At 67.7% G+C, this 23140-nt stretch carries 27 protein-coding genes, 1 tRNA gene and 1 pseudogene; 13 read left to right on the top strand and 16 right to left on the bottom strand.

Annotated elements, in window-relative coordinates; all coding sequences use genetic code 11:
• Positions 1–62 precede the first annotated feature (62 nt).
• The 3 genes from FG323_RS15310 to rplM form a co-directional block, all read right to left on the bottom strand.
• Positions 63–137: transfer RNA gene (locus FG323_RS15310), tRNA-Gln, on the bottom strand.
• Between the two features lie 21 nt (positions 138–158).
• On the bottom strand, positions 159–551 hold the full coding sequence (gene rpsI, locus FG323_RS15305) for a 30S ribosomal protein S9 (protein ID WP_141455571.1): 393 nt from the start codon (positions 549–551) through the stop codon (positions 159–161).
• Between the two features lie 2 nt (positions 552–553).
• Complete coding sequence (gene rplM / locus FG323_RS15300) at positions 554–982, bottom strand: 50S ribosomal protein L13 (RefSeq protein WP_141455570.1); 429 nt, start codon at positions 980–982, stop codon at positions 554–556.
• A 222-nt stretch (positions 983–1204) separates the two neighbouring features.
• Between rplM and coq7 the strand changes: the two genes are divergently transcribed.
• A complete protein-coding gene (gene coq7 / locus FG323_RS15295; protein ID WP_141455569.1) occupies positions 1205–1849 on the top strand; it encodes a 2-polyprenyl-3-methyl-6-methoxy-1,4-benzoquinone monooxygenase in 645 nt (214 codons plus the stop codon).
• A 74-nt stretch (positions 1850–1923) separates the two neighbouring features.
• Here the strand turns inward: coq7 and sugE are convergent, their stop codons facing one another.
• Positions 1924–2244, bottom strand: coding sequence for a quaternary ammonium compound efflux SMR transporter SugE (gene sugE, locus FG323_RS15290; protein WP_141455568.1), 321 nt, complete (start codon positions 2242–2244; stop codon positions 1924–1926).
• 181 nt (positions 2245–2425) lie between these two features.
• Complete coding sequence (gene speD, locus FG323_RS15285) at positions 2426–3220, bottom strand: adenosylmethionine decarboxylase (protein ID WP_141455567.1); 795 nt, start codon at positions 3218–3220, stop codon at positions 2426–2428.
• Between the two features lie 182 nt (positions 3221–3402).
• On the opposite strand from speD, the gene crp reads away from it, so the two are divergent.
• The 3 genes from crp (at position 3403) to FG323_RS15270 (ending at position 5385) form a co-directional block, all read left to right on the top strand.
• Entirely contained in the window at positions 3403–4089 is a 687-nt protein-coding gene (crp, locus tag FG323_RS15280; protein WP_141455566.1) for a cAMP-activated global transcriptional regulator CRP, read from the top strand.
• A 104-nt stretch (positions 4090–4193) separates the two neighbouring features.
• Complete coding sequence (locus FG323_RS15275) at positions 4194–4943, top strand: sulfite exporter TauE/SafE family protein (RefSeq protein ID WP_141455565.1); 750 nt, start codon at positions 4194–4196, stop codon at positions 4941–4943.
• Between the two features lie 67 nt (positions 4944–5010).
• Complete coding sequence (locus FG323_RS15270) at positions 5011–5385, top strand: zf-TFIIB domain-containing protein (protein ID WP_141455564.1); 375 nt, start codon at positions 5011–5013, stop codon at positions 5383–5385.
• A gap of 20 nt (positions 5386–5405) precedes the next feature.
• Here the strand turns inward: FG323_RS15270 and FG323_RS15265 are convergent, their stop codons facing one another.
• From FG323_RS15265 to FG323_RS15220, 10 genes are all read right to left on the bottom strand, one after another.
• Entirely contained in the window at positions 5406–6128 is a 723-nt protein-coding gene (locus FG323_RS15265; RefSeq protein ID WP_141455563.1) for a haloacid dehalogenase-like hydrolase, read from the bottom strand.
• A complete protein-coding gene (gene trpC, locus FG323_RS15260; protein WP_141455562.1) occupies positions 6125–6919 on the bottom strand; it encodes an indole-3-glycerol phosphate synthase TrpC in 795 nt (264 codons plus the stop codon). Before trpC ends, FG323_RS15265 begins: the two co-directional genes overlap by 4 nt.
• Positions 6920–6969: 50 nt before the next feature.
• A complete protein-coding gene (locus FG323_RS15255; RefSeq protein WP_141455561.1) occupies positions 6970–7311 on the bottom strand; it encodes an antibiotic biosynthesis monooxygenase in 342 nt (113 codons plus the stop codon).
• 2 nt (positions 7312–7313) lie between these two features.
• Positions 7314–8354: an anthranilate phosphoribosyltransferase gene (gene trpD, locus FG323_RS15250; protein WP_141455560.1), complete on the bottom strand. Its 1041-nt coding sequence runs from the start codon at positions 8352–8354 to the stop codon at positions 7314–7316.
• 52 nt (positions 8355–8406) lie between these two features.
• Entirely contained in the window at positions 8407–8985 is a 579-nt protein-coding gene (locus tag FG323_RS15245) for an aminodeoxychorismate/anthranilate synthase component II (protein ID WP_141455559.1), read from the bottom strand.
• A gap of 39 nt (positions 8986–9024) precedes the next feature.
• The gene (locus tag FG323_RS15240; RefSeq protein ID WP_255470203.1) at positions 9025–9783 is read right to left on the bottom strand and encodes an SIMPL domain-containing protein; all 759 of its coding nucleotides are present in this window, start codon (positions 9781–9783) and stop codon (positions 9025–9027) included.
• A 37-nt stretch (positions 9784–9820) separates the two neighbouring features.
• Positions 9821–11296 (bottom strand): anthranilate synthase component I, encoded by a 1476-nt coding sequence (gene trpE, locus FG323_RS15235; protein ID WP_141455557.1) that lies wholly within the window; start codon positions 11294–11296, stop codon positions 9821–9823.
• A 443-nt stretch (positions 11297–11739) separates the two neighbouring features.
• A complete protein-coding gene (gene yegS, locus FG323_RS15230) occupies positions 11740–12672 on the bottom strand; it encodes a lipid kinase YegS (RefSeq protein ID WP_141455556.1) in 933 nt (310 codons plus the stop codon).
• Positions 12673–13086: 414 nt separating this feature from the next.
• Entirely contained in the window at positions 13087–13758 is a 672-nt protein-coding gene (rpe, locus tag FG323_RS15225; RefSeq protein WP_141455555.1) for a ribulose-phosphate 3-epimerase, read from the bottom strand.
• A gap of 43 nt (positions 13759–13801) precedes the next feature.
• Complete coding sequence (locus tag FG323_RS15220; protein WP_141455554.1) at positions 13802–14128, bottom strand: DnaJ domain-containing protein; 327 nt, start codon at positions 14126–14128, stop codon at positions 13802–13804.
• Between the two features lie 187 nt (positions 14129–14315).
• Here FG323_RS15220 and FG323_RS15215 point away from each other — a divergent pair, with 187 nt between their 5' ends.
• From FG323_RS15215 to FG323_RS15205, 3 genes are all read left to right on the top strand, one after another.
• A complete protein-coding gene (locus FG323_RS15215) occupies positions 14316–15242 on the top strand; it encodes a phosphoribosylaminoimidazolesuccinocarboxamide synthase (RefSeq protein WP_141455553.1) in 927 nt (308 codons plus the stop codon).
• 127 nt (positions 15243–15369) lie between these two features.
• Positions 15370–15705 (top strand): SMR family transporter, encoded by a 336-nt coding sequence (locus FG323_RS15210; RefSeq protein WP_141455552.1) that lies wholly within the window; start codon positions 15370–15372, stop codon positions 15703–15705.
• Between the two features lie 91 nt (positions 15706–15796).
• Positions 15797–16276: an Mpo1-like protein gene (locus FG323_RS15205; RefSeq protein ID WP_141455551.1), complete on the top strand. Its 480-nt coding sequence runs from the start codon at positions 15797–15799 to the stop codon at positions 16274–16276.
• Between the two features lie 16 nt (positions 16277–16292).
• Here FG323_RS15205 and FG323_RS15200 read toward each other — a convergent pair whose 3' ends face one another.
• A complete protein-coding gene (locus FG323_RS15200; RefSeq protein WP_141455550.1) occupies positions 16293–17165 on the bottom strand; it encodes an NAD-dependent epimerase/dehydratase family protein in 873 nt (290 codons plus the stop codon).
• A 125-nt stretch (positions 17166–17290) separates the two neighbouring features.
• Here FG323_RS15200 and FG323_RS15195 point away from each other — a divergent pair, with 125 nt between their 5' ends.
• From FG323_RS15195 to FG323_RS15170, 6 genes and pseudogenes are all read left to right on the top strand, one after another.
• On the top strand, positions 17291–20125 hold the full coding sequence (locus tag FG323_RS15195) for a monovalent cation/H+ antiporter subunit A (RefSeq protein WP_141455549.1): 2835 nt from the start codon (positions 17291–17293) through the stop codon (positions 20123–20125).
• Positions 20125–20520 (top strand): Na+/H+ antiporter subunit C, encoded by a 396-nt coding sequence (locus FG323_RS15190; RefSeq protein WP_141455548.1) that lies wholly within the window; start codon positions 20125–20127, stop codon positions 20518–20520. Before FG323_RS15195 ends, FG323_RS15190 begins: the two co-directional genes overlap by 1 nt.
• Positions 20517–22052, top strand: coding sequence for a monovalent cation/H+ antiporter subunit D (locus tag FG323_RS15185; protein WP_141455547.1), 1536 nt, complete (start codon positions 20517–20519; stop codon positions 22050–22052). The genes FG323_RS15190 and FG323_RS15185 overlap by 4 nt, the downstream gene beginning before the upstream one ends.
• Positions 22052–22537 (top strand): Na+/H+ antiporter subunit E, encoded by a 486-nt coding sequence (locus tag FG323_RS15180; protein ID WP_141455546.1) that lies wholly within the window; start codon positions 22052–22054, stop codon positions 22535–22537. Before FG323_RS15185 ends, FG323_RS15180 begins: the two co-directional genes overlap by 1 nt.
• A complete protein-coding gene (locus tag FG323_RS15175; protein WP_141455545.1) occupies positions 22534–22818 on the top strand; it encodes a K+/H+ antiporter subunit F in 285 nt (94 codons plus the stop codon). The genes FG323_RS15180 and FG323_RS15175 overlap by 4 nt, the downstream gene beginning before the upstream one ends.
• Positions 22815–23099: pseudogene (locus FG323_RS15170) on the top strand (Na+/H+ antiporter subunit G); the annotation flags it as partial. The gene FG323_RS15175 and the pseudogene FG323_RS15170, both read left to right, overlap by 4 nt.
• Positions 23100–23140 lie beyond the last annotated feature (41 nt).

Here is a 23140-nt window from a genome sequence, read left to right as displayed (position 1 = left end):
ACGAGGCGGGCTTTTGCTGGATTCCGCTCCCCTGGCGGAGCCAGGGTGAGCGGTCTTCGAATTGGCAGCCCCGGATGGATTCGAACCACCGAATGCCTGAGTCAGAGTCAGGTGCCTTACCGCTTGGCGACGGGGCTGTAAAACGTGTGGAGCGTAGTTTAGCGCTTCGAGAACTGGGTTGCACGACGTGCTTTGTGCAGACCGACCTTCTTGCGCTCGACCTCGCGGGCGTCGCGGGTCACGAAGCCGGCCTTGCGCAGCTCGGTCTTCAGGGTTTCGTCATATTCCACCAGCGCGCGGGCGATGCCCAGGCGGATGGCGCCGGCCTGGCCGGTGGTGCCGCCGCCGGAAGCGGTGGCGACGATGTCGAAATTCTCGGTGTTCTTGGTCAATTCCAGCGGCTGGCGCACGATCATGCGCGCGGTCTCACGGCCAAAGAACTCGTCCAGCGGACGGCCGTTGACGGTGATGTTGCCGGTGCCCTTGCGCAGGAACACGCGGGCGGTGGAAGACTTGCGACGGCCGGTGCCGTAGTTCTGAGTGATAGCCATGATTAGATGTCCAGGACCTGCGGCTGCTGAGCGGCGTGCGGATGATTCGGGCCGGCGTAGACCTTGAGCTTGCGGTACATGTCGCGGCCCAGCGGACCCTTCGGCAGCATGCCCTTCACTGCGGTTTCAATCACGCGCTCCGGATGACGTTCCAGCGCCTGCGCCAGGGTTTCCGTCTTCAGGTTGCCGATGTAACCGGTGAAGCGGTGATACTTCTTGTCGGCCAGCTTGTTGCCGGTCACCGCGATCTTCTCGGCGTTGATCACCACGAGGTAATCGCCGGTATCGACGTGCGGGGTGTAAACGGGCTTGTGCTTGCCACGCAGGCGGCGGGCCAGTTCGGTGGACAGACGGCCAAGCGTCTTGCCGGTGGCGTCGACGAGATACCAGTCGCGCTGGACGGTCTCGGACTTTGCGGTGAAGGTCTTCATGACGTAACTCTGAGGTGATTGGTCGGGCGGATTGCGCCGGCGGAGCCGACGGAACTTTGCCGCGCGTTGTGAAGGGTGGAACGAAAGAAGCGGGATTGTACTGCCCGGATGACCGGCATGCAAGTCGGCCCTGGCCTCATCCTGGCGGCGGCGCGGGCCGGGTTGGCAGGGGAAGCGGCGGGGGCGAGAATCCGCCCACCCCTCACTGCCGCCCCGCCCCCCATGCGTCCGCTCCGCCTGCATACCCCGCTGGACCAGTTCCTCATCGAGACCCAGCGCGCGCTGGAAACCGTGTTCGGCAACCCGCCGGCACACCGGTCCAACCCCGCTGGCGACACCCCGGAGGTCGAACTCGACGCCGGCGAACGCCGCCACGCGGCCGGACTGATGCGGATCAACCATGTCGGCGAGGTCTGCGCGCAGGGGCTGTATTTCGGCCAGGCCGCCGTCGCACGCGACGAGGCGACCAAGGCCCATCTGCTGGAAGCCGCCCAGGAAGAGACCGACCACCTGGCCTGGTGCGCCGATCGCCTGCGCGAACTGGACAGCCGGCCGAGCCTGTTCAATCCGCTCTGGTACGCCGGCAGCTATACGCTGGGGGCACTGGCGGGCCTGCGCGGCGACGGCTGGAGCCTGGGGTTCGTGGTGGAAACCGAGCATCAGGTCGAAGCCCACCTGGATGAACATCTGGAAACCTTGCCGGAAGCGGACCTGCGCAGCCGCGAAATCCTCAAGGTGATGAAGGCCGACGAGGCGCGCCACGCCGAACACGCCGAGCACGCCGGCGCCCGGGTGCTGCCGCAGCCCATCCCCAGTCTGATGGCGGCCGCCTCCCGGTTCATGAAGACGGTCGCCTACCGCCTGTAGGGCGGCCCCCGGCCCACCGGAACGCGGTTCCCCGCTCCCGGTCGAGGCCGGGAGCGCGAGGCCGGCCGGCTGACCTATCCGTTCGAGGTCAGCTTCAGGCCGGCGATGCCAGCGACGATCAGACCGATGCAGACCAGCCGGGCGACCGTGGCCGGCTCCTTCAGCACCAGCATGCCCAGCAGGGCGGTGCCGACCGCGCCGATGCCCACCCAGATCGCATAGCCGGTACCCAGCGGGATCTGCTTGAGCGCCGTCGCCAGCAGCCAGAAGCTGGCCACCATCGCGACCACCGTGATCAGGCTCGGCCACAGCCGGCTGAAACCTTCCGAATACTTCAGGCCCATCGCCCACACCACTTCCAGCAGGCCGGCCAGCACCAGATATACCCACGCCATGCGTCTTTCCTCCAGGTTGTGCCCGAGCCGCCAACGAAAAAGCGGCCCGGAACTTTCGCTCCGGACCGCCGTCGGTCCTGCTTTCGCGGCTTGCGGGCCGCGGGCGGGTCGTCCCGCCTGATTTGCGCGCCAGTGTGAACCCGCGCCCCCGAACCGGATGTAACCGGCGCGGGCCCGCCGATTACTCGGACAGGTTGCGCCCGTGGAACAGTTCCTCGATCTCGCGCTTGAGCAGCGCTTCGATCTTCATCCGTTCCTTGAACGACAGGTTCTTGGCCTTTTCCTCGAACAGGTACTGATCCAGGTCGAAGTCCTTCAGGTGCATCTTCGTGTGGAAGATGTTTTCCTGGTAGACGTTGACGTCGAACATCTCGTAGCGCGACTTGATGTTGTTCGCCAGGAAGTTCTGGATCGAGTTGATCTTGTGATCGATGTAGTGCTTCTTGCCCTTCACGTCGCGGGTGAAGCCGCGCACCCGGTAGTCCATGATGACGATGTCGGACTCCAGGCTCTCGATCAGGTAGTTCAGCGCCTTCAGCGGCGAAATCACCCCGCAGGTGGCGACGTCGATGTCGGCGCGGAACGTGGCGATGCCGTGCTGCGGATGGGTCTCCGGATAGGTGTGCACGGTGATATGGCTCTTGTCCATGTGCGCCACCACCGCATCGGAGATGATCTCCTTGCCTGCCTGCTTCTTGTCGATCACCGGTTCTTCGGAGATCAGGATCGTCACCGACGCACCCTGCGGGTCGTAGTCCTGGCGGGCCACGTTGAGGATGTTGGCACCGATGATCTCCGCCACATCCGTCAGGATCTGGGTGAGGCGATCGGCGTTGTACTCTTCGTCGATGTATTCGATGTAGCGCTGGCGCTCGTCTTCGGAAACGGCGTAGCACACGTCATAGATGTTGAAGCTCAGCGCCTTGGTGAGGTTGTTGAAACCTTGCAGCCTGAGGCGAGGCAGTGGTTTTACCACGGCAGCGGTCCCTCTCTGGGGGTCATGGGGAAGGGGCGGAATTATGGGGCAAACGACGTGACAACGAAATGTCCGGGGCCGACGGCCGGCCGACGCGGGTTTGGCCCGGCGCTTGCATGGCCCGGGTTTGCCGTCCGGGGCGTATTGGGACTAAGCTTCCTGAATTCACCGCCCCGACCATCATGAGCCCTGGCCTGCCTCTTTCCGCCCCCGCTCGCACCGCCGCCAGCCCGCTGACGCCGGATGCAGCCACGATCGAGCGTTTCCTCGCCCACAGCCATCGCCGACGCTATCCCGCGCGGGCCGATGTGTTCCGCCCGGGGGATCCCGCCGGCACACTCTACTATGTGGTCAGCGGTTCCGTGAGCATCATCACGGAAGAAGATGACGACCGCGAGCTGGTGCTCGGCTATTTCGGCGGCGGCGAGTTCGTCGGCGAGATGGGGCTGTTCATCGAGTCCGACCGGCGGGAAGTCATCCTGCGCACCCGGACCCAGTGCGAACTGGCCGAGATCAGCTACGAGCGCCTGCACCAGCTGTTCCTGGGCTCGCTGTCCGCGGACGCGCCCAAGCTGCTCTACGCCATCGGCGCGCAATTGTCGCGCCGGTTGCTGGATACCAGCAGGAAAGCCAGCCGGCTGGCGTTCCTGGACGTCACCGACCGCATCGTGCGCACCCTGCACGACCTGGCCCGCGAACCGGAGGCAATGAGCCATCCGCAGGGCACCCAGCTGCGCGTGTCGCGCCAGGAACTGGCCCGCCTGGTGGGCTGCTCCCGCGAGATGGCCGGCCGCGTGCTGAAGAAGCTGCAGGCCGACGGTACGCTGCACGCCCGCGGCAAGACCGTGGTGCTGTACGGAACGCGCTGACGGGTCACATTGATTGCTCCGCCGGGTCCGGATGGACCCGGTCTCCCCGCCTCCGGTTATCCTGACCCCGCAAACGGGCATTCCTGCCCCACGGGAAGCGCTGGATGGCGTTTGGAAGCGAGTTCTACTGGTTCATCCTCATCGGCCTGGGCGCGCAGCTGGTGGATGGCGCGCTGGGCATGGCCTTCGGGCTGGTCTCCTCGTCGATCCTGCTGGGCATGGGCCTGCCGCCGGCGGCGGTGAGCGCGAGCGTCCACACGGCCGAAGTCTTCACCACGGGCGTCTCGGGCGCCTCGCACGCCTACTTCCGCAACATCGACAAGCGCCTGTTCTGGCGCCTGACCGTGTCCGGCGCGGTCGGCGGAGTGATTGGCGCCTACGTGCTCACCCGGCTGCCGGGCGAGGCCATCCGCCCCTTCGTCTACCTGTACCTGCTGCTGCTGTCGATCCTGATCCTGCTGCGCTCGTTCGGCCGCTTCATGCCGAAGAAGCAGATCCAGCGGGTGCCGGTGCTGGGCTTCTTCGCCGGACTGCTGGATGCCAGCGGCGGCGGCGGCTGGGGCCCGTTGGCGACCTCGACCCTGCTCGCTGGTGGCGGCAAGGCGCGCACCACCATCGGCACCGTCAACGCGGCCGAGTTCGTGATCACCCTTGCCGTCTCGCTGACGTTCTTCCTGACCATCGGCCTGCAGCACCTGGAAATCGTGCTGGGCCTGCTGATTGGCGGCGTGCTCGCCGCACCCCTGGCGGCCTACCTGGTGCGCCATGTGCCCGAGCGGGTCGTGCTGACCGTGGTCGGGGTGCTGGTCCTGTGCATCAGCCTGTACCACATCGGCGCGGCCTGGCTGTTTTGAGTGCTGGGCAAGCCGGGCGGCGCCCGCTAACGTATCCGCCACGTTTCCCGCCGCGAGCCACCCCGCCATGCAATGCCCCAAGTGCCACCACGCGATGGAACGGTTGAACCTGCCCGAGGCCGACGTGCATCGCTGCACGCACTGCCGGGGATTGTGGTTCGACATGCATACCCACGAGCTGCTGAAGGAACGCGCCGACGAGATCGACACCGGCGATCCGGCGATGGGCGAAAAGTGCAACGAGGTCGACCGGATCAAGTGCCCGGTCTGCATCGGCCAGTGGGACCTGGTGCGGATGGTTGACCCGCAGCAGCCGCACATCTGGTTCGAAAGCTGCAAGAACTGCTACGGGCGCTTCTACGACGCAGGCGAGTACGAGGACTTCGTCCACCACGACCTGGCGGACCTGATCAGGGACTGGAAGACGCCGGAAAGACTCTGATCGGGCGGTCGAGGTCCCGCTCAGGCCACCGGTTCGCCGCCGCGATCCCGGCAGCCCCAATTGAGGATTGGCGTGCCCGCCGGTAACACGCGCCGGAACATCTCGATGCGGGCCGGCTTGGGGTTCACCACCACCGGCGCACGCGCGGCCTTGAGCAACGGCAGGTCGGCGCTGCTGTCCGAATAGGCCACGGCGACTTCGCCATAGCCGCGTTCGCGCAGCATCCGCATCTTTTCCTCGTTGTGGCAATGGCGGGTCGCAACCACCGCGCCCAGGCGCGGCCCCACCGCGGTGCCGACCACCGGCACGTCCTCGTGGGCAACGAAGCTGAGGATCGCCCGCGCCAGTTCCGGCGGCGCGCCGGTGGCCACCACCACCCGGTCACCGGACGCGCGATGCTGGCGGAACACCTCCAGCGCCACCGGCAGCAGCCGCTGCCGCACCTCGTCGCGATGGGTGGCGACGTAGCGATCGATCAGCGAGTCGAAACTTCGGCGACCGTGCAGGCCGAACGTGCCGATCCAGATATAGCCGGAAATCCCGTAGCGGCGGGTGGGCAGGAAGGCCACCATCGGTCCCAGCACCACCGAGGCCAGGATCGCCACGGTCGCACGCAGGGGGTTGCGCCGGAGCAGCCAGGTCACCAGATGGCCGCCGGAATCGCCGGCGTAGAGGGTATGGTCGAAGTCGAACACCACCAGCGGCGCGTCCGCGTGCGGCTTCGGATAGGGCTGGTCGCTCATGACGCGAAGAATAGCTGACGCAACGCCTCGCCCGGTTCGTCCGCGCGCATGAAGGTCTCGCCGACCAGGAACGCGTTGACCCCGGCCGCGCGCATCCGTGCCACATCGTCCGGCACCAGGATGCCGCTCTCGGTCACCAGCAGCCGGTCGCGCGGCACCGCGTCCTTCATCGCCAACGTGGTCTCCAGCGAGACTTCGAAGGTGCGCAGGTTGCGGTTGTTGATGCCGACCAGCGGCACCGGCACCTGCAGGGCACGCTCCAGCTCGTCGATATCGTGCACTTCCACCAGCACGTCCATGTCCAGCTGCATCGCCAGGCCGGACAGATCGACCAGTTGGTTGTCATCCAGCGCGGCGACGATCAGCAGGATGCAGTCGGCCCCCAGCACGCGCGCTTCGTATACCTGGTAGGGATCGATGGTGAAGTCCTTGCGCAGGACCGGCAGCGTGCAGGCCTCGCGTGCCTGCCGCAGGTAGTCGTCGGCGCCCTGGAAGAAATCCACGTCGGTCAGCACCGACAGGCAGGCCGCGCCGCCGAACTCGTAGCTCACCGCGATGTCGGCCGGGCGGAAGTCGGGCCGGATCACGCCCTTGGACGGACTGGCCTTCTTCACCTCCGCAATCACCGCCGGGTCGCCCTGCGCGATCATCGCGTTGAGCGCATCGGCGAAGCCGCGCGTGTCGGGCACGTCGGCGGCACGCGCGACCAGTTCGGCCAGCGGCACGCGGGCGCTGCGCTCGGCGATTTCCCCGGTCTTGCGGGCGAGGATGGTGTTGAGGATGTCGCTCATGGGGTTCCGATCAATGTCCAGTCTTCGGTGGTGCGGCGGCGCGGGAAGTCCTAGCCGCGATCCCAGCCGTAGGCGCGTTCCACCTTGGCCACGCGCAGTTCGAAGTGATCGTACCAGTCGCGCCGGCCCTGCTCCCGCGCCGCGGTGTGCTCGGCATGCTGCCGCCAGGCGCGGATCGCGTCCTCGCTGTCCCAGTAGGCCACGGTGATGCCGAAGCCGTCGGCCCCGCGGGTGGATTCGACGCCCAGGAAGCCCGGCTGCTGCGCGGCCAGTTCGACCATCCGCTGGGCCATCGCACCATAGCCCTCGTCGTCGCTGGCGTTGCGCTGCGAGGAGAAGATCACCGCGTAGTACGGCGGCTTGGGGAGCTGGGCGAAACCGTTGCCTGCCATGTCTACTTCCCTTCCCCGGCCAGGCGCCGGGTGGTCTCGACGAAGGATTGCAGCCGCGCGGCCGCGCGACCGTCGGTGATGGCTTCACGTGCGCGGACGATGCCGTCCTCGATGCTGTCGGCCACGCCGGCCACGTACAGCGCCGCCCCGGCATTGAGCGCGACGATATCGCGTGCCGGTCCGGGCTTGTTGTCCAGCACGCCCAGCAGGATCGCCTTCGACTCGGCGGCATCGGCCACGCGCAGGTTGCGGCTGGCGGACATGGCGATGCCGAAATCCTCCGGATGCACTTCGTATTCGCGCACCACGCCATCGCGCAGTTCGCCGACCAGGGTGGCGGCGCCCAGCGACAATTCGTCCATGCCGTCCCGGCCCCACACCACCAGCGCACGCTCGGCGCCCAGTTCGTGCATCACCCGCGCCTGGATGCCGACCAGGTCGGGATGGAACACGCCCATCAGGATGTTGGGCGCGCCGGCCGGATTGGTCAGCGGACCGAGGATGTTGAAGATGGTGCGCACGCCCATTTCGCGGCGGACCGGGGCGACCACCTTCATCGCCGGATGATGGACCGGCGCGAACATGAAGCCGATGCCGGCCTGTTCGATGGAACTCGCCACCTGTTCCGGTTGCAGTTCGATCGCCGCGCCCAGTGCTTCCAGCACATCGGCGCTGCCGGACTTGGACGACACGCTGCGGTTGCCGTGCTTGGCGACCTTGGCGCCGGCCGCGGCCGCCACGAACATCGAGCAGGTCGAAATGTTGAAGGTGTGCGAGCCGTCGCCACCGGTGCCGACGATGTCGACCAGGTGGCGGGTGTCGGCGATCGGCACCGGTCGCGAGAACTCGCGCATCACCGTGGCGGCGCCGGCGATCTCGCCTACGGTTTCCTTCTTGACCCGCAGGCCGGTAAGGATGGCCGCGGTCATCGTCGGCGACACGTCACCGCGCATGATCTGGCGCATCAAGTCGACCATCTCGTCGTGGAAGATTTCGCGATGCTCGATGGTCCGTTGCAGCGCTTCCTGGGGAGTGAGGGGCATGATGTGGTTCCCGCGTGGCTGGTTGGCGGCGTGGGACGGCCGGCCGGTGGCGCTATCGTTCAAGGAAATTCTTGAGCAGGGCGTGGCCATGCTCGGTCAGGATGGACTCAGGGTGGAACTGCACGCCTTCGACCGGGAACTCGCGGTGCCGCAGCCCCATGATCTCCTCGAACGAGCCGTCCTCGTTCTCGGTCCAGGCGGTGATTTCCAGCGCGTCGGGCAGCGAGCCGCGTTCCACCACCAGCGAGTGGTAGCGGGTGGCCTCGTAGGCATCCGGCAAACCGGCGAACACGCCCCGACCCTCGTGACGGATGCGCGAGGTCTTGCCGTGCATGATCTGGCCGGCACGGATCACCTTGCCGCCGTAAGCCTGGCCGATGCCCTGGTGGCCCAGGCACACGCCGAGGATGGGGGTGGCCTGTCCGAGCCGCTCAATCACTTCCAGCGAAACCCCGGCCTCGTTGGGCGTGCACGGGCCGGGTGAAATGACGATGCGTTCCGGCCGCAGGCGGGCGATCTCGTCCACCGTCAGCGCATCGTTGCGCACCACCTTCACCTCGGCGCCCAGCGACTGCAGGTACTGCACGAGGTTGTAGGTGAAGCTGTCGTAGTTGTCGATCATCAGGAGCATGGGAGACTCCCCTCTTTCGATGGAAAGAGGAATGCGGGGCTAGGGGGCGATCAGGAAGATCGCGTACACGTTTTCGGTGAAGGTGAGGGTGCCGGCCGCGAGGCTTTCCGCCTGCAGCGGCGGTGCCGCGGGAGCCGGCGGCAGGTAGGTATCGGCCGGCCTGGGCTCCATGGCCGCCACGGGACCACTGGGCCATGTTCCCGCTTGCACGCCATAGGCAAAATCCGGAGCCACATCGGAAATGCTGTACAGGCCACGAATCCGGGTACCGTATGCCTTGGCCAGCTGCTCGGCCGTATGCCGGGTTTGCTCACCGGCTTCGCGTTTGAGCTGCCCGCGCAAGCCGGCCTCTGCGGAGTAGCCCGGTTCGAGACTGGCGATCTGGAGCTCGGGACTGGCCTTGATTTGCGCCAGGAAAGCCTGCGTATCTTCCAACCGGGAAAAGGTTCCAAGGACCTTCCGGCGCACCTGGCTTCCCTTGAACTCCCGCTTGTTGTCGCGCCAATCATAGTCAGGGGAAACACTCAGGGAGGATGCCTGCAGGGAGTCTTCGATCACCTGGTTGCGCTTGAAGGCCTCGATGACCTGGGCGGCGCTGGCCTGCACCTTCCGCCTGGCGGCGTCGGTGTCCAGGTCAGTCACCTGCAGGTCCAGGGAAACAGTGAAGCGATCCGGCACCACCGTGCGCGTGCCCTGCCCCTTGACCAACAGATGCGGCAGGGCCGGCAAGGCATTCATCTGCGCGGCGGCCAGCATCGGGGCGGACAGGAACACCATCGCCCACAACAATCGATTCATCATTCGCATCGGTACAACTCCTTCGTCCCGTGGATTCTCACAATCCCTTCGCCGCTTCGGCCACCGCGCGGAACAGCGCGCGGCCCTTGTTCATCGTCTCGTCCCATTCCTTGTCCGGATCCGAGTCGTAGACGATGCCGGCGCCGGCCTGCACGTGCAGGCGGCCGTCCTTGATCACCGCCGTGCGGATGGCGATGGCGGTATCGGCATCGCCGTGCCAGCCGATGTAGCCGATGCTGCCGGCGTAGACGTTGCGCTTGATCGGTTCCAGCTCGCGGATCACTTCCAGCGCGCGGATCTTCGGCGCGCCGCTGACGGTGCCGGCCGGGAAGGTCGCGCGCAGCACGTCGGCATAGCTCAGGCCCGGCAGCAGCCGGCCGGTCACCTCGCTGACGATATGCATGACGTGGCTGTAGCGTTCGATGACGAACTGCTCGCCCACCTGCACGGTTCCCGCCTCGGAGACGCGACCGGCATCGTTGCGGCCGAGATCGATCAGCATCAGGTGTTCGGCGCGTTCCTTGGGATCGGCCAGGAGTTCGGCTTCCAGCGCCAGGTCCTCGTCGTGGGTGCGGCCGCGCGGACGGGTGCCGGCGATCGGACGCACGGTGACTTCGCCTTCCTGCAGGCGCACCAGGATTTCCGGCGACGAACCGACCACCTGGATGTCGCCCACATCGAGGAAGTACATGTAGGGCGACGGATTCAACGCGCGCAGGGCGCGGTAGACGTCGACCGGGCGCGCGCTGAACGGCACGCTCAGGCGCTGCGACAGCACCACCTGGAAGATATCGCCGGAACGGATGTAATCCTTGGATTTCTCCACCGCGGCGATGAAGCCCTCGCGGGTGAAACCGGAAACGAAATGGCTCTCATCAAGCACGTCGCGGGTGATCGGCACCGGATAGCCCGCGCCGGGCTGGCGCAGCTTGGCGGTCAGCGCGTCCAGGCGCGCCTGCGCGTGTTCCCAGGCGCCGTCCTCGCGCGGATCCGCGTGCACGATCAGGTACAGGCGACCCTTGAGGTTGTCGAACACCGCCAGTTCTTCCGACAGCATCAACAGGATGTCGGGCGTACCGAGCTCGTCCGGCTTGTCGCCGCCACTCAGGCGCGGCTCGATGTAGCCGATGCACTCGAAGCCGAACCAGCCGACCAGGCCTCCGGTGAAGCCCGGCAGACCGTCCAGTCGCGGCACGGTATGCGCGGCGCGCAGGGACTCGACCTCGGCAAAGGGGTCGGCCACTTCGCGGCGTTCCACGAGTTCGCCGCGTTCGTGGATTTCCAGCGTGTGCCCGTGGAAGCTGATCACCCGCCGCGCCGGCAGGCCGATGATCGAATAGCGGCCGAAACGCTCGCCGCCTTCCACCGATTCAAACAGGTAGGTATGCGGGGCGTCGGCGAGTTTCAGGTAGACCGAGAGCGGCGTGTCCAGGTCGGACAGCACTTCACGGACAACGGGGATGCGGGTGTGACCTTCAGCGGCGTGGCGCTGGAACTGCTCGAGCGAAATCAAGACGGCTTTCCTTCCGGGACGCGGGGGCATGGCAGACGACGGCAACGGGCCACCATCGCCAGCAGCGGCGTGCGGAAGAAACGGAAAGCGGGGTCGTCTGGCTGAACACGGGGCTACTCTACCCGATGGCCGGGCCAGGCGGCCAGTCCTCGTGGTCGTGGATCACTGGGCAAGACGAGCCCCGCCCGCGCGGGGACGGCGCTCAGGAACTTCTGACCTCCATGCCAGCGAAGTCCGGGTATGGCCGAGCGGCCGGAGCCGCCGTCATCGGCGAAAGCCCGGATCCATCGGCCTCTGCCTTGATCCGTTCGCCCGAAGGCCCCCTGAAGCCGGAAGCAAAATAGGTCCCGGCTTTCGCTGGGACGACGGGGAAGGTTCCGGATGTCGTCGTGGTGGAGCGTGTTGCTCCCTCAAGCGTCCGCCGTCATCCGACAGACGCCGGATCAGGTGCGCGCCAGCAGCGGGCAATCGGGTGGCAGGTGCATGCGCAGACGGCCGGGGACGCAAGTGATGCGGAAATGCCGCGAACGCACCGGTTCGCCGTCGAGGTTGAGGGTGACGGGTTCGGCCGCCGACAACTCGACCCATGGCAGACGCGCATGCGTGGCGATCCGCTCCAGCGCCTCGCGCTTGCCCTGGGTCAGCAGGGTTCCCACGGTCGCGCCCACTTCTCCGTTGAGCGTCGGCACGATGGTCAGATCGAGTTGCCCGTCGTTGGCGAGGGCATCCGGACACAACGCCTGTCCGCCGCCGGCCTGGCGCCCGTTGCCGATGCCCAGGGCGATGAATTCGCCGCCCCAGGCGAAGTCCGGGCCGCGCAGTTCCGCCACGGTCGGCTCGATGCGGCCGAGACGGGCAACCCCCGTGACCAGATAGGCCAGCCCGCCCAGCACTTTCTTCAGGCCTTCATCGGTTTCCACGGTCACTTCCGTGCCAAAACCGCCGCTGGCCAGGTTGGCGCACCAGTGGACCTCGTCGCCGGCGTCGATCCTCAGCAGATCGATCGCCACCGCGGGTTCGGCGGCCGCCAACCCCAGCGCGTCCGCGGGCTCGGGCGGGATGCCGGCGGCGGTGGCGAAGTCGTTGGCCGTGCCCATCGGCACCAGGGCCAGCGTGGGGAGCGCGTCGGCGGTTTCCTCGCGATGGGCCAGCGCGGTCGCCACCTCGCTCAGGGTCCCGTCGCCTCCGGCGGCCACCAACGTGTCCACGCCTTCGGCGATTGCTTCGGATACGTGGCGTTCGGCGTCACCGGCTTCCCAGGTCACCCGCACTTCCAGCGTGATCCCGCGCTCGCGCCAGTGCGCGACCGCCGCGCGCAGGGCATCGTCGCCCGCCGCCTTGCCATTGAGGATGAGACGCCAGCGCGCTGTCTGCATGAAAAACGAAGATGAAGAAGAGGATGGCAAACGCTAGCAGGTCGCGTGCTCCGCCGGGTTAACGCGCGGGTGCCGGGAGGATGCGGAGCGCCGGCTCGACAGCGGTCGCAGGCCGTGGTGCGGGTCCGTTGCTGTCCTTGCCGACTCCCGCTCCGGTCAATCCCGGTACACGTCGCCGCGACCGCGGGACCTGCCGTGGCGACGCCCGATTGTCATCCGGATGTCATCCGGCGCCGGTAGCTTGGAAAGTCATAGCAGGGACGACGGGCGGAGGCAGGATCAGCCTCCAATCTTCTGGAAGGCGGTGGCCGTTGGTCACCGCCTTTCTTTCATCCGGCATTCGCGCGTGGAGCCGAGCTTGCTCGGCGGCTCTTCGCCGGAAGCCATCGAACAGCGGAGCGAGCCCCGCTCTACTCAGCGGGCGGCGGCGACGGCTTCGCGCATGCGGCGGATGACGTCGGCATAGTCGGGCGCGTTGAAGATCGCCGAGCCGGCGACGAAGGTGTCGGCGCCCGCGGCGGCGATTTCACCAATGTTGTCAGCCTTCACGCCGCCATCGATTTCCAGGCGGATGGCCTTGCCGGAGGCGTCGATCTTTTCCCGCACGGCGCGCAGCTTGTCGAGCGCGGAAGGAATGAACGCCTGCCCGCCAAAGCCCGGATTCACCGACATCAGCAGGACCAGATCCAGATCCGCCAGCACCCAGTCCAGCACGTCCACCGGCGTGGCCGGATTCAGCACCAGGCCAGCCTTGCAGCCGTGCGATTTGATCAGTTGCACCGTGCGATGGACATGGCGCGAGGCCTCGGGATGGAAGCTGATGATGCTGGCACCGGCCTCGGCGAAGTCCGGGATGATCCGATCCACCGGCTCCACCATCAGGTGCACGTCGATCGGCGCGGTGACGCCATGCTTGCGCAGTGCCTGGCAGACCATCGGGCCGATGGTGAGGTTGGGGACGTAGTGGTTGTCCATCACGTCGAAGTGCACCCAGTCGGCGCCGGCGGCGATCACGTTGTCGACTTCCTCGCCCAGCCTGGCGAAGTCGGCGGACAGGATGGAGGGGGCAATCAGGCAATCGGACATGGGACTCTCGTCGGGTCGGTGCGGCGGGAAGGCGCGGACGCGGTCAGCGCCGGCGCAGGGTCTTGATGCGGTCGTAGGCGGCGTTGATTTCGCCGGCCTTGCGCTCGGCCTGGCGGCGCAGTTCCTCGGCGGCGCCGGCGTACTTGTCGGGGTGGTACTGGGAAATCAGCCGGCGGTAGGCCTGGTCGATCTCGGCGTCGGTGGCGTCGCTGGTGAGGTTGAACACCCGGTACGGATTGTCCCGGGACAGCTTGAACCAGTCCTCGTCGAAGGCATGGCCGATCAGCAGGCCGATCAGGCCGCCCACCGGGTGCCGCATCAGCAGCCAGCCGGCGATGAATCCGAGCAATTTCCCGTACCAGCGCTTCATCCGGGTGGGGTTTCCCTGAAATTGGCGGCCATTTTACGGCACAGCGGCCCGGCATCGCCGTACACTACGCGGCCCGGCCGGGTCCCGGGCACGCCCAGGCGGCTTGCGGGACACGGGAGCGGGGGAGGACTCCGGGTGCGCTGCGCGCGCCCTTCCGACCGAAATCCGGACTCCCCGAGGAGTATTTGTGCCGACGACGTTGCTTCAATCCGATCTGCCCGGCCTGCCGTTGCGCCACCGCGGCAAGGTCCGCGATGTATTCGACATCCCCCGCGAGCGCCTGCCCGCCGACGCGCCGCCCGGCGACTACCTGCTGATGGTCGCCACCGATCGCCTCAGCGCGTTCGACGTGGTGCTGCCGGATCCGATTCCCGGCAAGGGCGAGATGCTCTGCCAGATCTCCAACTTCTGGTTCGCCAAGACCGCCCACCTGCTGCCCAACCATCTGACCGGCATCGACGTGGCCAGCGTGCTGCCGGCAGGCGTGGATCCCGCGCTGTACGCGAAGCGCGCGGTGGTGACCCGCCGGCTCAAGCCGGTGCCGGTGGAAGCGATCGCCCGCGGCTACCTGATCGGCAGCGGCTGGAAGGACTACCAGCGCACCGGCAAGGTCAGCGGCATCGAGCTGCCTGACGGCCTGCGCCAGGCCGAGCGGCTGGCCGAACCGATCTTCACGCCCTCCACCAAGGCGGCGGTCGGCGACCACGACGAGAACATCGATTTCGACGCGATGGTCAAGACCGTGGGCGCCGAGCTGGCCGAGCGCGTGCGCGACGCCACCCTGCGCATCTACCGCTACGCCGCCGAGTACGCGGCCGAGCGCGGCATCCTGCTGGCCGACACCAAGTTCGAGTTCGGCACCGACGCCGATGGCCGCCTGTACATCATGGACGAGATGCTGACCCCCGATTCCTCGCGCTACTGGCCGGCGGATCAGTACGAGGTCGGCACCAGCCCGCCGAGCTACGACAAGCAGTTCGTGCGCGACTACCTGGAAACGCTGGACTGGAACAAGACCGCGCCGGGTCCCCATCTGCCCGCCGAGGTCATCGAGCGCACCCGCGCCAAGTACGCCGAAGCGCTGCTGCGGCTGGCCGATCTGCAGTTGGATTGATCCCGGCCAAGGCGCGCGGCAGGCGGCCGCTCCTGCGGGAGCGGGCCGCCCGCCGGTCGGGTGGCGTTCACCGCGGCGTGGGCTAGCATCCCGGTCCCGTGCCACGCACGCTGCCTGTCCCGCCGCCATGAATCCGGGTTACCTGTACCTGGCCGTCGCCATCGTCGCCGAGGTCATCGCCACCAGCGCGCTCAAGTCGGCGGAAGGTTTCACCCGCCTCGGGCCCTCGCTGCTGGTGGCGGCCGGCTACGGCATCGCCTTCTACTGCCTGTCGCAGGTGATGAAGACTGTTCCGGTCGGGGTCGCCTACGCGATCTGGTCCGGCGCCGGCATCGTCCTGATCGCCCTGGTCGGCTGGCTGGTACTCAAGCAGGCGCTCGACCTGCCCGCCGTGCTCGGCATGGGCCTGATCGTGGCCGGGGTCGCGGTCATCCAGTTGTTCTCGCGGGTCTCCGCCCACTAGTCCGCCCACCCGGGGCCGGGTGGCGACGCGCGCCGCCCGCGCCTGCGCTATGCTCCATACCCTGCCGCATCGACATCCTCGGGAGGGATGCATGAACGCGACCGCGCAACGCCCGGTGGACCGCTGGTTCGCCAGTTATTCCGGCGACCACCAGAACGTCACCAACCAGAAGATCCACCTCTTCGCCGTCCCCGCCATCCTGTGGACGGTGGTCGCGCTGCTGTGGTGCATCCCGGTGTTCGGCACCTGGATGAAATCCGGCATCTGGGCGGCGCTGGCGATGTTCGGCGCCTGGATGTTCTACAACCGGATGTCGCGCCCGCTCGGCCTGGGCATGCTGGCGATCTTCGTGGCGATGGCCTGGCTGACCCGCTGGCTGGAAGGCGTGCTGGGGGTGGCCAATCTGTTCTGGCTGGCGCTGGGCGTTTTCGTGATCGCCTGGGTCGCGCAGTTCATCGGCCACAAGATCGAAGGCCGCAAGCCGAGCTTCCTCACCGATCTCACCTACCTGCTGATCGGCCCGGCCTGGGTGCTGGCCAAGTTCTACCGGGTGATGGGCTGGCGCTACTGAATGCGACGCCCGGCGCTCACGGCGGCAGCATGCCGGCATCCGGCTTGAAGACGCGCGGCGCGTAACCGAAATCACGCTGCGCCGGTCCGGCGTCGAACACCAGATCCCCGCGCATGCGGGCCACCGCCGCGCCACTCAATCCCTGCAGGCGTCCGCTCCACCGCGCCGCCGCGACCACGACCGCGAACACCGACGGCGGCAGCACGATCAACCGTGGCGCGGGCCGCAGCGCCGCCAGCGTCCTGCGCACCATCTCGCGATACTCCAGCGTCTCGCCACCCGGCAGCGCATAAGCGCGCCCGTGCGTCGCCGGCGTGTCCACCACCGCCTGCGCCGCCGCGGCCAGATCTCCTACATGGACCGGCTGGCGCCGGCCGCGCGCGTCGCCAGGCAGCACGAAGAAACCACTGCGGCGCGCCATCGCCGCGATCCGCGACAGGGTCTGATCACGGCCCGCGCCGTACACCAGGGTGGGACGCAGCAGTGTGGCCTGCGCATCGCGCGCCTGCGCGGCGGCGAACACCCGCGCTTCGGCGTCGCGCAGGCGTCCGGCCAGATCGCGCTCGCCGGCATCGGCCGACGCCTGCTTGGTTTCCACGCTGGTCGATCCGAACGCCACCACCCGCGGACAGGCGAGTGCCGCGTCGGCATACCAGCGGGAAAACCGATCCAGCGGACCGGTGCTGAAAATCGCATCGACGCGATCCGGAAGTGGCGGCATGTCATCGAACTCACCTTGCAGCCAATGCACGCCATCGTCATCCGCCGCCTGCGCTTGCCGCGACACCGCCAGGATCCGCCAGCCATCGGTCCGCAGCCGCGCCAGCAGCGCCCGTCCGATCTGGCCGGTGCCACCGAAAACCAGGGCGTTGCGGGTGGGCTGGGACATGGGAGGCGCGTTTCCTTGTGGGTGAACGGGATCGCCGCGATCGGCCGCACAGCATAGCGAAGCCGCCATTCCACGTGCATTGCCCTGTTAAACTCGGGTCAACACCCGCCATCGAAGTCCGACGAGTGTCCGCATCTCTCGACCTGCTCCTGTGCCTGCCGTTCCTGATCGCCCTGCTCATCGCGCTGTGGCGACCCAAGTCGCGCAGCATGGCGGCATGGCTGGCCGGCGCGGCGCCGCTGCTCGGCCTGGGCCTGCTGGCGACGATGACGCCGGAGATCCTGCAAGGCGGCGTCGTCCGCGCCGAACATCCCTGGATTCCCCAGATCGGCCTCGCCTTCGGCCTGCGCCTGGACGGCCTGGCCTGGACCTTCGCCGGACTGGTGCTGGCGATCGGCGCGCTGGTGGTGATGTACGCGCATTACTACCTGAGTCCACGCGATTCGGCGGTGCGCCTGTATGCGTACCTGCTGTTGTTCATGGGCTCGATGCTCGGCGTGGTGCTGGCCGGCAACCTGATCCTGCTGCTGGTGTTCTGGGAGATGACCAGCATCAGCTCCTTCCTGCTGATCGGTTACTGGCACCAGCGCCAGGATGCCCGCGAGGGCGCGCGCATGGCGCTGGCGATCACCGGCGGCGGCGGCCTGGCGCTGCTGGCCGGTGCGCTGCTGCTGGGCCATATCGTCGGCAGCTACCAGCTGGACGACGTGCTCGCGGCCGGACCGCAGATCCGCGCGCACGCGCTGTATCCGCTGACCCTGGTGCTGGTACTGATGGGCGTGTTCACCAAGAGCGCGCAGTTTCCGTTCCACTTCTGGCTGCCGCACGCGATGGCCGCGCCGACGCCGGTCTCGGCCTACCTGCATTCGGCGACGATGGTGAAGGCCGGCGTGTTCCTCCTGGCGCGCCTGCATCCCGCCCTGGCAGGCAGCGAACTGTTCTTCTACCTGGTCAGCGCGATCGGCGCGGCCACGCTGCTGATCGGCGCCTGGCAGGCGATCTTCCAGCAGGACATCAAGGGCCTGCTGGCCTATTCGACCATCTCGCACCTGGGCCTGATCACCTTGCTGTTCGGCCTCTCCACGCCGATGGCGGTGGTCGCGGGCCTCTTCCACATCCTCAACCACGCGGTGTTCAAGGCGTCGCTGTTCATGGCCGCGGGCATCATCGACCACGAAACCGGAACCCGCGACATGCGCCGGCTCGGCGGCCTGCGCCACTACCTGCCGTTTACCAGCGCGCTGGCAATCATCGCCAGCCTGGCGATGGCCGGCGTGCCGTTGCTCAACGGCTTCCTGTCCAAGGAAATGTTCTTCGCCGAGACGCTGGACATGAGCGACGCGCACGCGACCATGCGCTCGGCGATGAGCCTGGTCGCGGTGCTGGCCGGCATCTTCGGCGTCGCCTACAGCCTGCGTTTCGTCCACGACACGTTCTTCGGCAAGGGCCCGCGCGCACTGGAACACGAACCGCACGAGCCCGCGCGCTGGATGAAGATCCCGGTCGAGATCCTGGTGGTGCTGTGCCTGATCGTGGGCATCGTCCCGGCCTGGACCATCGCCCCGGTGCTGGAGGCTGCGGTGCGCGGCACGCTCGGCGCCGCCGCGCCGACCTACAGCCTGGCGGTCTGGCACGGCTTCAACCTGCCGCTGCTGATGAGCGTGGTCAGCCTGGTCGGCGGCGTGGCGCTGTACTTCGGCCTGCGCCGGTTGCTGGATCTGCACGCGATCGTCCGCCAGTCGCTGGGGCGGCGCATCTTCCTGTTCAACGTCGAGGCGCTGTTCGCGCTGGCGCAGCGCCTGACCCGGCGCCTCGCCAACGGCAGCCTGCAGCGCAGCCTGGCCTGGCTGGTGCTGGCCGCGATCGCGGTCGGACTGGCGCCGTTCCTGTCCGGCGGCGCTTCCATCGAATGGCGCGCGTCGCAACCGATGCCGCCGCTGGGCTGGGTGCTGTGGCTGGTGCTGGCGGCTTGCGCGATCACCTCGCTGCGCTGGTACCGGCAGCGCCTGGTGGTGCTGATCCTGCTGGGCGGCGCGGGGCTGGCGGTCAGCCTGACCTTCGTGTTCCTGTCGGCGCCGGATCTGGCGCTGACCCAACTGCTGGTGGAAATGGTCAGCCTGCCGCTGCTGCTGCTCGGCATGCATTACCTGCCGTTCCGCTCACCGCCGGAGCGCAATGCCGCGCGGCGCTGGCGCGATATCGTGATCGCGCTGGTCGCCGGTACCGGCGTGGCGGTGCTGGCCTACGCGGCGATGACCCGGCCGGCCGGCGGCATCGGCGAGGAGATGCTGGCGCGCTCGCTGCCCGAAGCGTTCGGCCACAATGTGGTCAACGTGATCCTGGTCGACTTCCGCGGCTTCGATACCTTCGGCGAGATCACCGTGTTCGGCATCGCCGCCCTGCTGGTGCACGCGCTGCTGCGGCGCGCGCGGATGGCGCCGGAGAAGATCATGCCCGGCCCGCCGATTCCACTGCCGGTGCCGGCGGATCTGGCCCAGATCATGTTCCCGCTGACACTCACCGTCTCGTTCTTCCTGTTCCTGCGCGGGCACAACGCCCCCGGCGGCGGCTTCGTCGCCGGTCTGGTGCTGGCGGTGCCGCTGCTGATGCAGTACGTCATGCAGGGCGCGGCCTCGGTCGAGTCGCGCTTCGGTTTCGATTACGTGCGCTGCATCGGCGTGGGCCTGCTGGTGGCGGGGCTGGGCGGGGTCGCGCCGCTGCTGCTGGGGTACCCGTTCCTCACCAGCGGCCACGTCGTATGGACGCTGCCGCTGATCGGGGACCTGGAGCTGACCAGCGCGATGGTGTTCGACACCGGTGTCTACCTGGTGGTGTTCGGCGGCGCGATGCTGATTCTCTCGATGCTGGGCACGATCAAACCCTCGCGCACGCGGGAAGCGCGCGATGGTGTCATCGATCTTGACCGGCGCTCACTCCGGACCGGCGAGGTGGAACGCTGATGGAACTCGCCCTGGCCTGCGCGATTGGGCTGCTCACCGCCTCCGGCGTGTACCTGCTGCTGCGCGCGCGCACCTTCGACGTCATCCTCGGGATGACCCTGCTCTCCTACGCCACCAATCTGCTGATCTTCGCCGGTGGCCGGGTAGTGGCCGGCAAGCCGCCGGTGCTGCGCGACGGCGTGGCGACCACCCTCGCCTACTACACAGACCCGCTGCCGCAGGCGCTGGTGCTGACCGCGATCGTGATCGCGTTCGCGATGACCGCGGTCAGCATCGTGCTGGCGATCCGCAGCCGCGCCGACAACGGCAGCGATCACGTCGACGGCGCCGCCGGCGAACGCCTGCACGAGGCGCGCGTGGACAGCTACCACGAAGACCGGCGGAGGAAGGCATGAGCCACCTGCCGCTGCTGCCGATCCTGATCCCGCTGTTCGCCGCGGCGCTGGCGTTGTTCGCCGAGCACCGCCGTTTCGGCATGGTGCCGCAACGTTTGATTGCCGGTGTCTCGCTGGCCGCGCAGGTGCTGGTGGCCGTGTGCCTGCTGCGCGCGGTCGCGGACGGCACGGTGCTGGTCTATCTGCTGGGCGACTGGCCGGCGCGGCTGGGCATCAGCCTGATGGTGGATCGCCTGTCGGCGATGATGGTGCTGGTGTCCGCGCTGCTGGCGGTGGCCTGCCTGCTGCACGCCGGCGCCGGCTGGGATCGGCGCGCGCCGCATTTCCACGCCTTCTTCCAGTTCCAGCTGATGGGCCTGAACGGCGCGTTCCTGACCGGCGATCTGTTCAACCTGTTCGTATTCTTCGAAGTGCTGCTGATCGCCTCGTACGGACTGATGCTCAGCGGCGGGCGCGGCGATCGCATGCACGCCGGTTTCCACTACGTCAGCGTCAACATCGCCGCCTCGACCCTGTTCCTGATGGCGCTGGGCCTGCTTTACGCGCTGCTCGGCTCGCTCAACATGGCCGAGATGTCGACGAAGATCGCGCAGGCGCCGACCGCCGATCTGCCTCTGATCCAGGCCGCCGCCGGCCTGCTGCTGCTGGTGTTCTGCACCAAGGCCGCGCTGCTGCCGATGTACCTGTGGCTGCCGCAGACCTACACCCACGCACCGGCCGCGGTCGCGGGACTGTTCGCGATCATGACCAAGGTCGGCCTGTACGCGGTGCTGCGGGTATGTCTGCTGCTGTTCGGCGCGTCGGCCGGCGCGCTGGCCGGATTCGCCTGGGACTGGCTGCTGCCGGCCGGCGTGATCACGCTGGCCCTGGCCTCGCTGGGAGTGATGGCAGCGGTCAGGCTGCGCGCACTGGCGGCCTACCTGGTGCTGGTGTCGGCGGCGACCTTGTTCATCGCCTTCGCACTGGCCCGCGAAGGCACCATCGGCGCGGGACTCTACTACCTGGCGCACAGCACCTTCGCCGGCGCGTCGCTGTTCCTGATCGCGGATCTGGTCCGGCGCCAGCGCGGCGCCGATGGCGATCGCGGGGATCGCGGACTGCCGGTGCCGTCCAAGACCCTGCCCGGCCTGATGTTCCTGATCGCGGCGGTATCGCTGGCCGGCCTGCCGCCGCTGTCGGGTTTCATCGGCAAGCTGGTGCTGCTGATGGCCACGGTCGAACAGCGCTGGATCTGGGCGGCACTGCTGGTGAGCAGTTTCCTGGTCCTGGTCGGCATGGCGCGCGCGGGCACGCGGCTGTTCTGGCGGGTGCCTCCGGGCGCCGAGGTTCCCGCACCATCGGGCATGATCGCCGCGCCGGCGCGCACGCTGGAAACCGCCGCCACCGTGCTGCTGCTCGGCTACGGCGTGGCGATGGTGCTGGCCGCTGCCCCGATCCTGGATTACACGCGAGCCGCCGCCGCCCAGTTGTTGTCGCCGGCCGACTATGTGGAACAGGTGCGCGCGCAATTGCCGGTGATGAGGAAGCCCTGATGAAGCGCTGGATTCCTTCCTGGCCGCTGAGCCTGACGATCTTCTGCTTCTGGCTGCTGATGAACTCGGCGCTCAGCTGGGGGCACGTCGTGCTGGCGGTGGTGCTGGCGATCGTCATTCCGCTGTTCGCCGCGCGCCTGGATCGCGAGTTCGCCCGGATCGGCCGCCTGCGCCAGGTGCCGCGCATGCTGTGGGTGCTGGGTTGGGACATCGTCCGTTCCAACATCGAGGTCGCGCGCCGCGTGCTGGGACCGGAGTCGGCGATCACGCCCGGCTTCGTCTGGGTGCCGCTGGACATCGGCAACATCCACGGCATCGCCGCGCTGACCAGCATCATCACCCTGACACCCGGCACGTTGTCGGCGGTGCTGTCGGATGACCGCCGCCACCTGCTCGTGCACGTATTCGATCTGAAGGATCCCGAAGCGGTCATCGTCCAGATCAAGCACCGCTACGAAGCGCCCCTGATGGAGATATTCCCATGACGCCCGAATCCATCGTCGCCGTGGCCATCGTCGGCTCCATGCACGTGGTCGGCCTGGCCATGCTGCTGGCGCTGTGGCGCCTGCTGCGCGGGCCGACCGTGCCCGACCGTATCCTCGCGCTGGACACCCTGTTCGTGGCCGGCATCGCCGAACTGATGCTGTTCGGCATGCACCTGGACACGCCAATCTACTTCGAGGCCGCGTTGATCATCGCGATGCTCGGCTTCGTCGGCACCGTGGTGCTGAGCAAGTACATCCTGCGCCGGGACATCGTCGAATGAACATGCTGATCGCCGTACTGCTCGCGACGCTGCTCGCCGTCGGCAGCTTCTTCATCCTGGTCGGATCCTACGGACTGGCCAAGCTCTCGGATTTCTTCAAGCGCCTGCATGGCCCGACCAAGGCCAGCACGCTGGGCGTGGGTTGCGTGCTGCTGGCCTCGGTCGGCTACCACGCTTCACTGGGGCACGATCCGCAACCACGCGAACTGCTGGTCACCGCGTTCCTGTTCATCACCGCGCCGATCAGCGCGCACCTGATGGCCAAGGCCGCGCTGTCGCTGAAGATGGCCACGCGCCCGCCCGAGCCGGGCCAGGCGGACAC

Origin of the sequence: Pseudoxanthomonas sp. z9, from assembly GCF_006542425.1 — a bacterium.
Taxonomy (GTDB): domain Bacteria; phylum Pseudomonadota; class Gammaproteobacteria; order Xanthomonadales; family Xanthomonadaceae; genus Pseudoxanthomonas_A.
Note: the sequence above shows the minus strand (reverse complement) of the source record. Positions and strands in the feature narration are given on the sequence as shown.

Excerpts from the sequence above, each read along its gene's own strand:
- rpsI (WP_141455571.1), bottom strand. The coding sequence starts at position 551 with ATGGCTATCACTCAGAACTACGGCACCGGCCGTCGCAAGTCTTCCACC.
- rplM (WP_141455570.1), bottom strand. The coding sequence starts at position 982 with ATGAAGACCTTCACCGCAAAGTCCGAGACCGTCCAGCGCGACTGGTAT.
- coq7 (WP_141455569.1), top strand. The coding sequence starts at position 1,205 with ATGCGTCCGCTCCGCCTGCATACCCCGCTGGACCAGTTCCTCATCGAG.
- sugE (WP_141455568.1), bottom strand. The coding sequence starts at position 2,244 with ATGGCGTGGGTATATCTGGTGCTGGCCGGCCTGCTGGAAGTGGTGTGG.
- crp (WP_141455566.1), top strand. The coding sequence starts at position 3,403 with ATGAGCCCTGGCCTGCCTCTTTCCGCCCCCGCTCGCACCGCCGCCAGC.
- FG323_RS15275 (WP_141455565.1), top strand. The coding sequence starts at position 4,194 with ATGGCGTTTGGAAGCGAGTTCTACTGGTTCATCCTCATCGGCCTGGGC.
- FG323_RS15270 (WP_141455564.1), top strand. The coding sequence starts at position 5,011 with ATGCAATGCCCCAAGTGCCACCACGCGATGGAACGGTTGAACCTGCCC.
- FG323_RS15265 (WP_141455563.1), bottom strand. The coding sequence starts at position 6,128 with ATGAGCGACCAGCCCTATCCGAAGCCGCACGCGGACGCGCCGCTGGTG.
- trpC (WP_141455562.1), bottom strand. The coding sequence starts at position 6,919 with ATGAGCGACATCCTCAACACCATCCTCGCCCGCAAGACCGGGGAAATC.
- FG323_RS15255 (WP_141455561.1), bottom strand. The coding sequence starts at position 7,311 with ATGGCAGGCAACGGTTTCGCCCAGCTCCCCAAGCCGCCGTACTACGCG.
- trpD (WP_141455560.1), bottom strand. The coding sequence starts at position 8,354 with ATGCCCCTCACTCCCCAGGAAGCGCTGCAACGGACCATCGAGCATCGC.
- FG323_RS15245 (WP_141455559.1), bottom strand. The coding sequence starts at position 8,985 with ATGCTCCTGATGATCGACAACTACGACAGCTTCACCTACAACCTCGTG.
- FG323_RS15240 (WP_255470203.1), bottom strand. The coding sequence starts at position 9,783 with ATGAATCGATTGTTGTGGGCGATGGTGTTCCTGTCCGCCCCGATGCTG.
- yegS (WP_141455556.1), bottom strand. The coding sequence starts at position 12,672 with ATGCAGACAGCGCGCTGGCGTCTCATCCTCAATGGCAAGGCGGCGGGC.
- rpe (WP_141455555.1), bottom strand. The coding sequence starts at position 13,758 with ATGTCCGATTGCCTGATTGCCCCCTCCATCCTGTCCGCCGACTTCGCC.
- FG323_RS15220 (WP_141455554.1), bottom strand. The coding sequence starts at position 14,128 with ATGAAGCGCTGGTACGGGAAATTGCTCGGATTCATCGCCGGCTGGCTG.
- FG323_RS15210 (WP_141455552.1), top strand. The coding sequence starts at position 15,370 with ATGAATCCGGGTTACCTGTACCTGGCCGTCGCCATCGTCGCCGAGGTC.
- FG323_RS15205 (WP_141455551.1), top strand. The coding sequence starts at position 15,797 with ATGAACGCGACCGCGCAACGCCCGGTGGACCGCTGGTTCGCCAGTTAT.
- FG323_RS15200 (WP_141455550.1), bottom strand. The coding sequence starts at position 17,165 with ATGTCCCAGCCCACCCGCAACGCCCTGGTTTTCGGTGGCACCGGCCAG.
- FG323_RS15190 (WP_141455548.1), top strand. The coding sequence starts at position 20,125 with ATGGAACTCGCCCTGGCCTGCGCGATTGGGCTGCTCACCGCCTCCGGC.
- FG323_RS15185 (WP_141455547.1), top strand. The coding sequence starts at position 20,517 with ATGAGCCACCTGCCGCTGCTGCCGATCCTGATCCCGCTGTTCGCCGCG.
- FG323_RS15180 (WP_141455546.1), top strand. The coding sequence starts at position 22,052 with ATGAAGCGCTGGATTCCTTCCTGGCCGCTGAGCCTGACGATCTTCTGC.
- FG323_RS15175 (WP_141455545.1), top strand. The coding sequence starts at position 22,534 with ATGACGCCCGAATCCATCGTCGCCGTGGCCATCGTCGGCTCCATGCAC.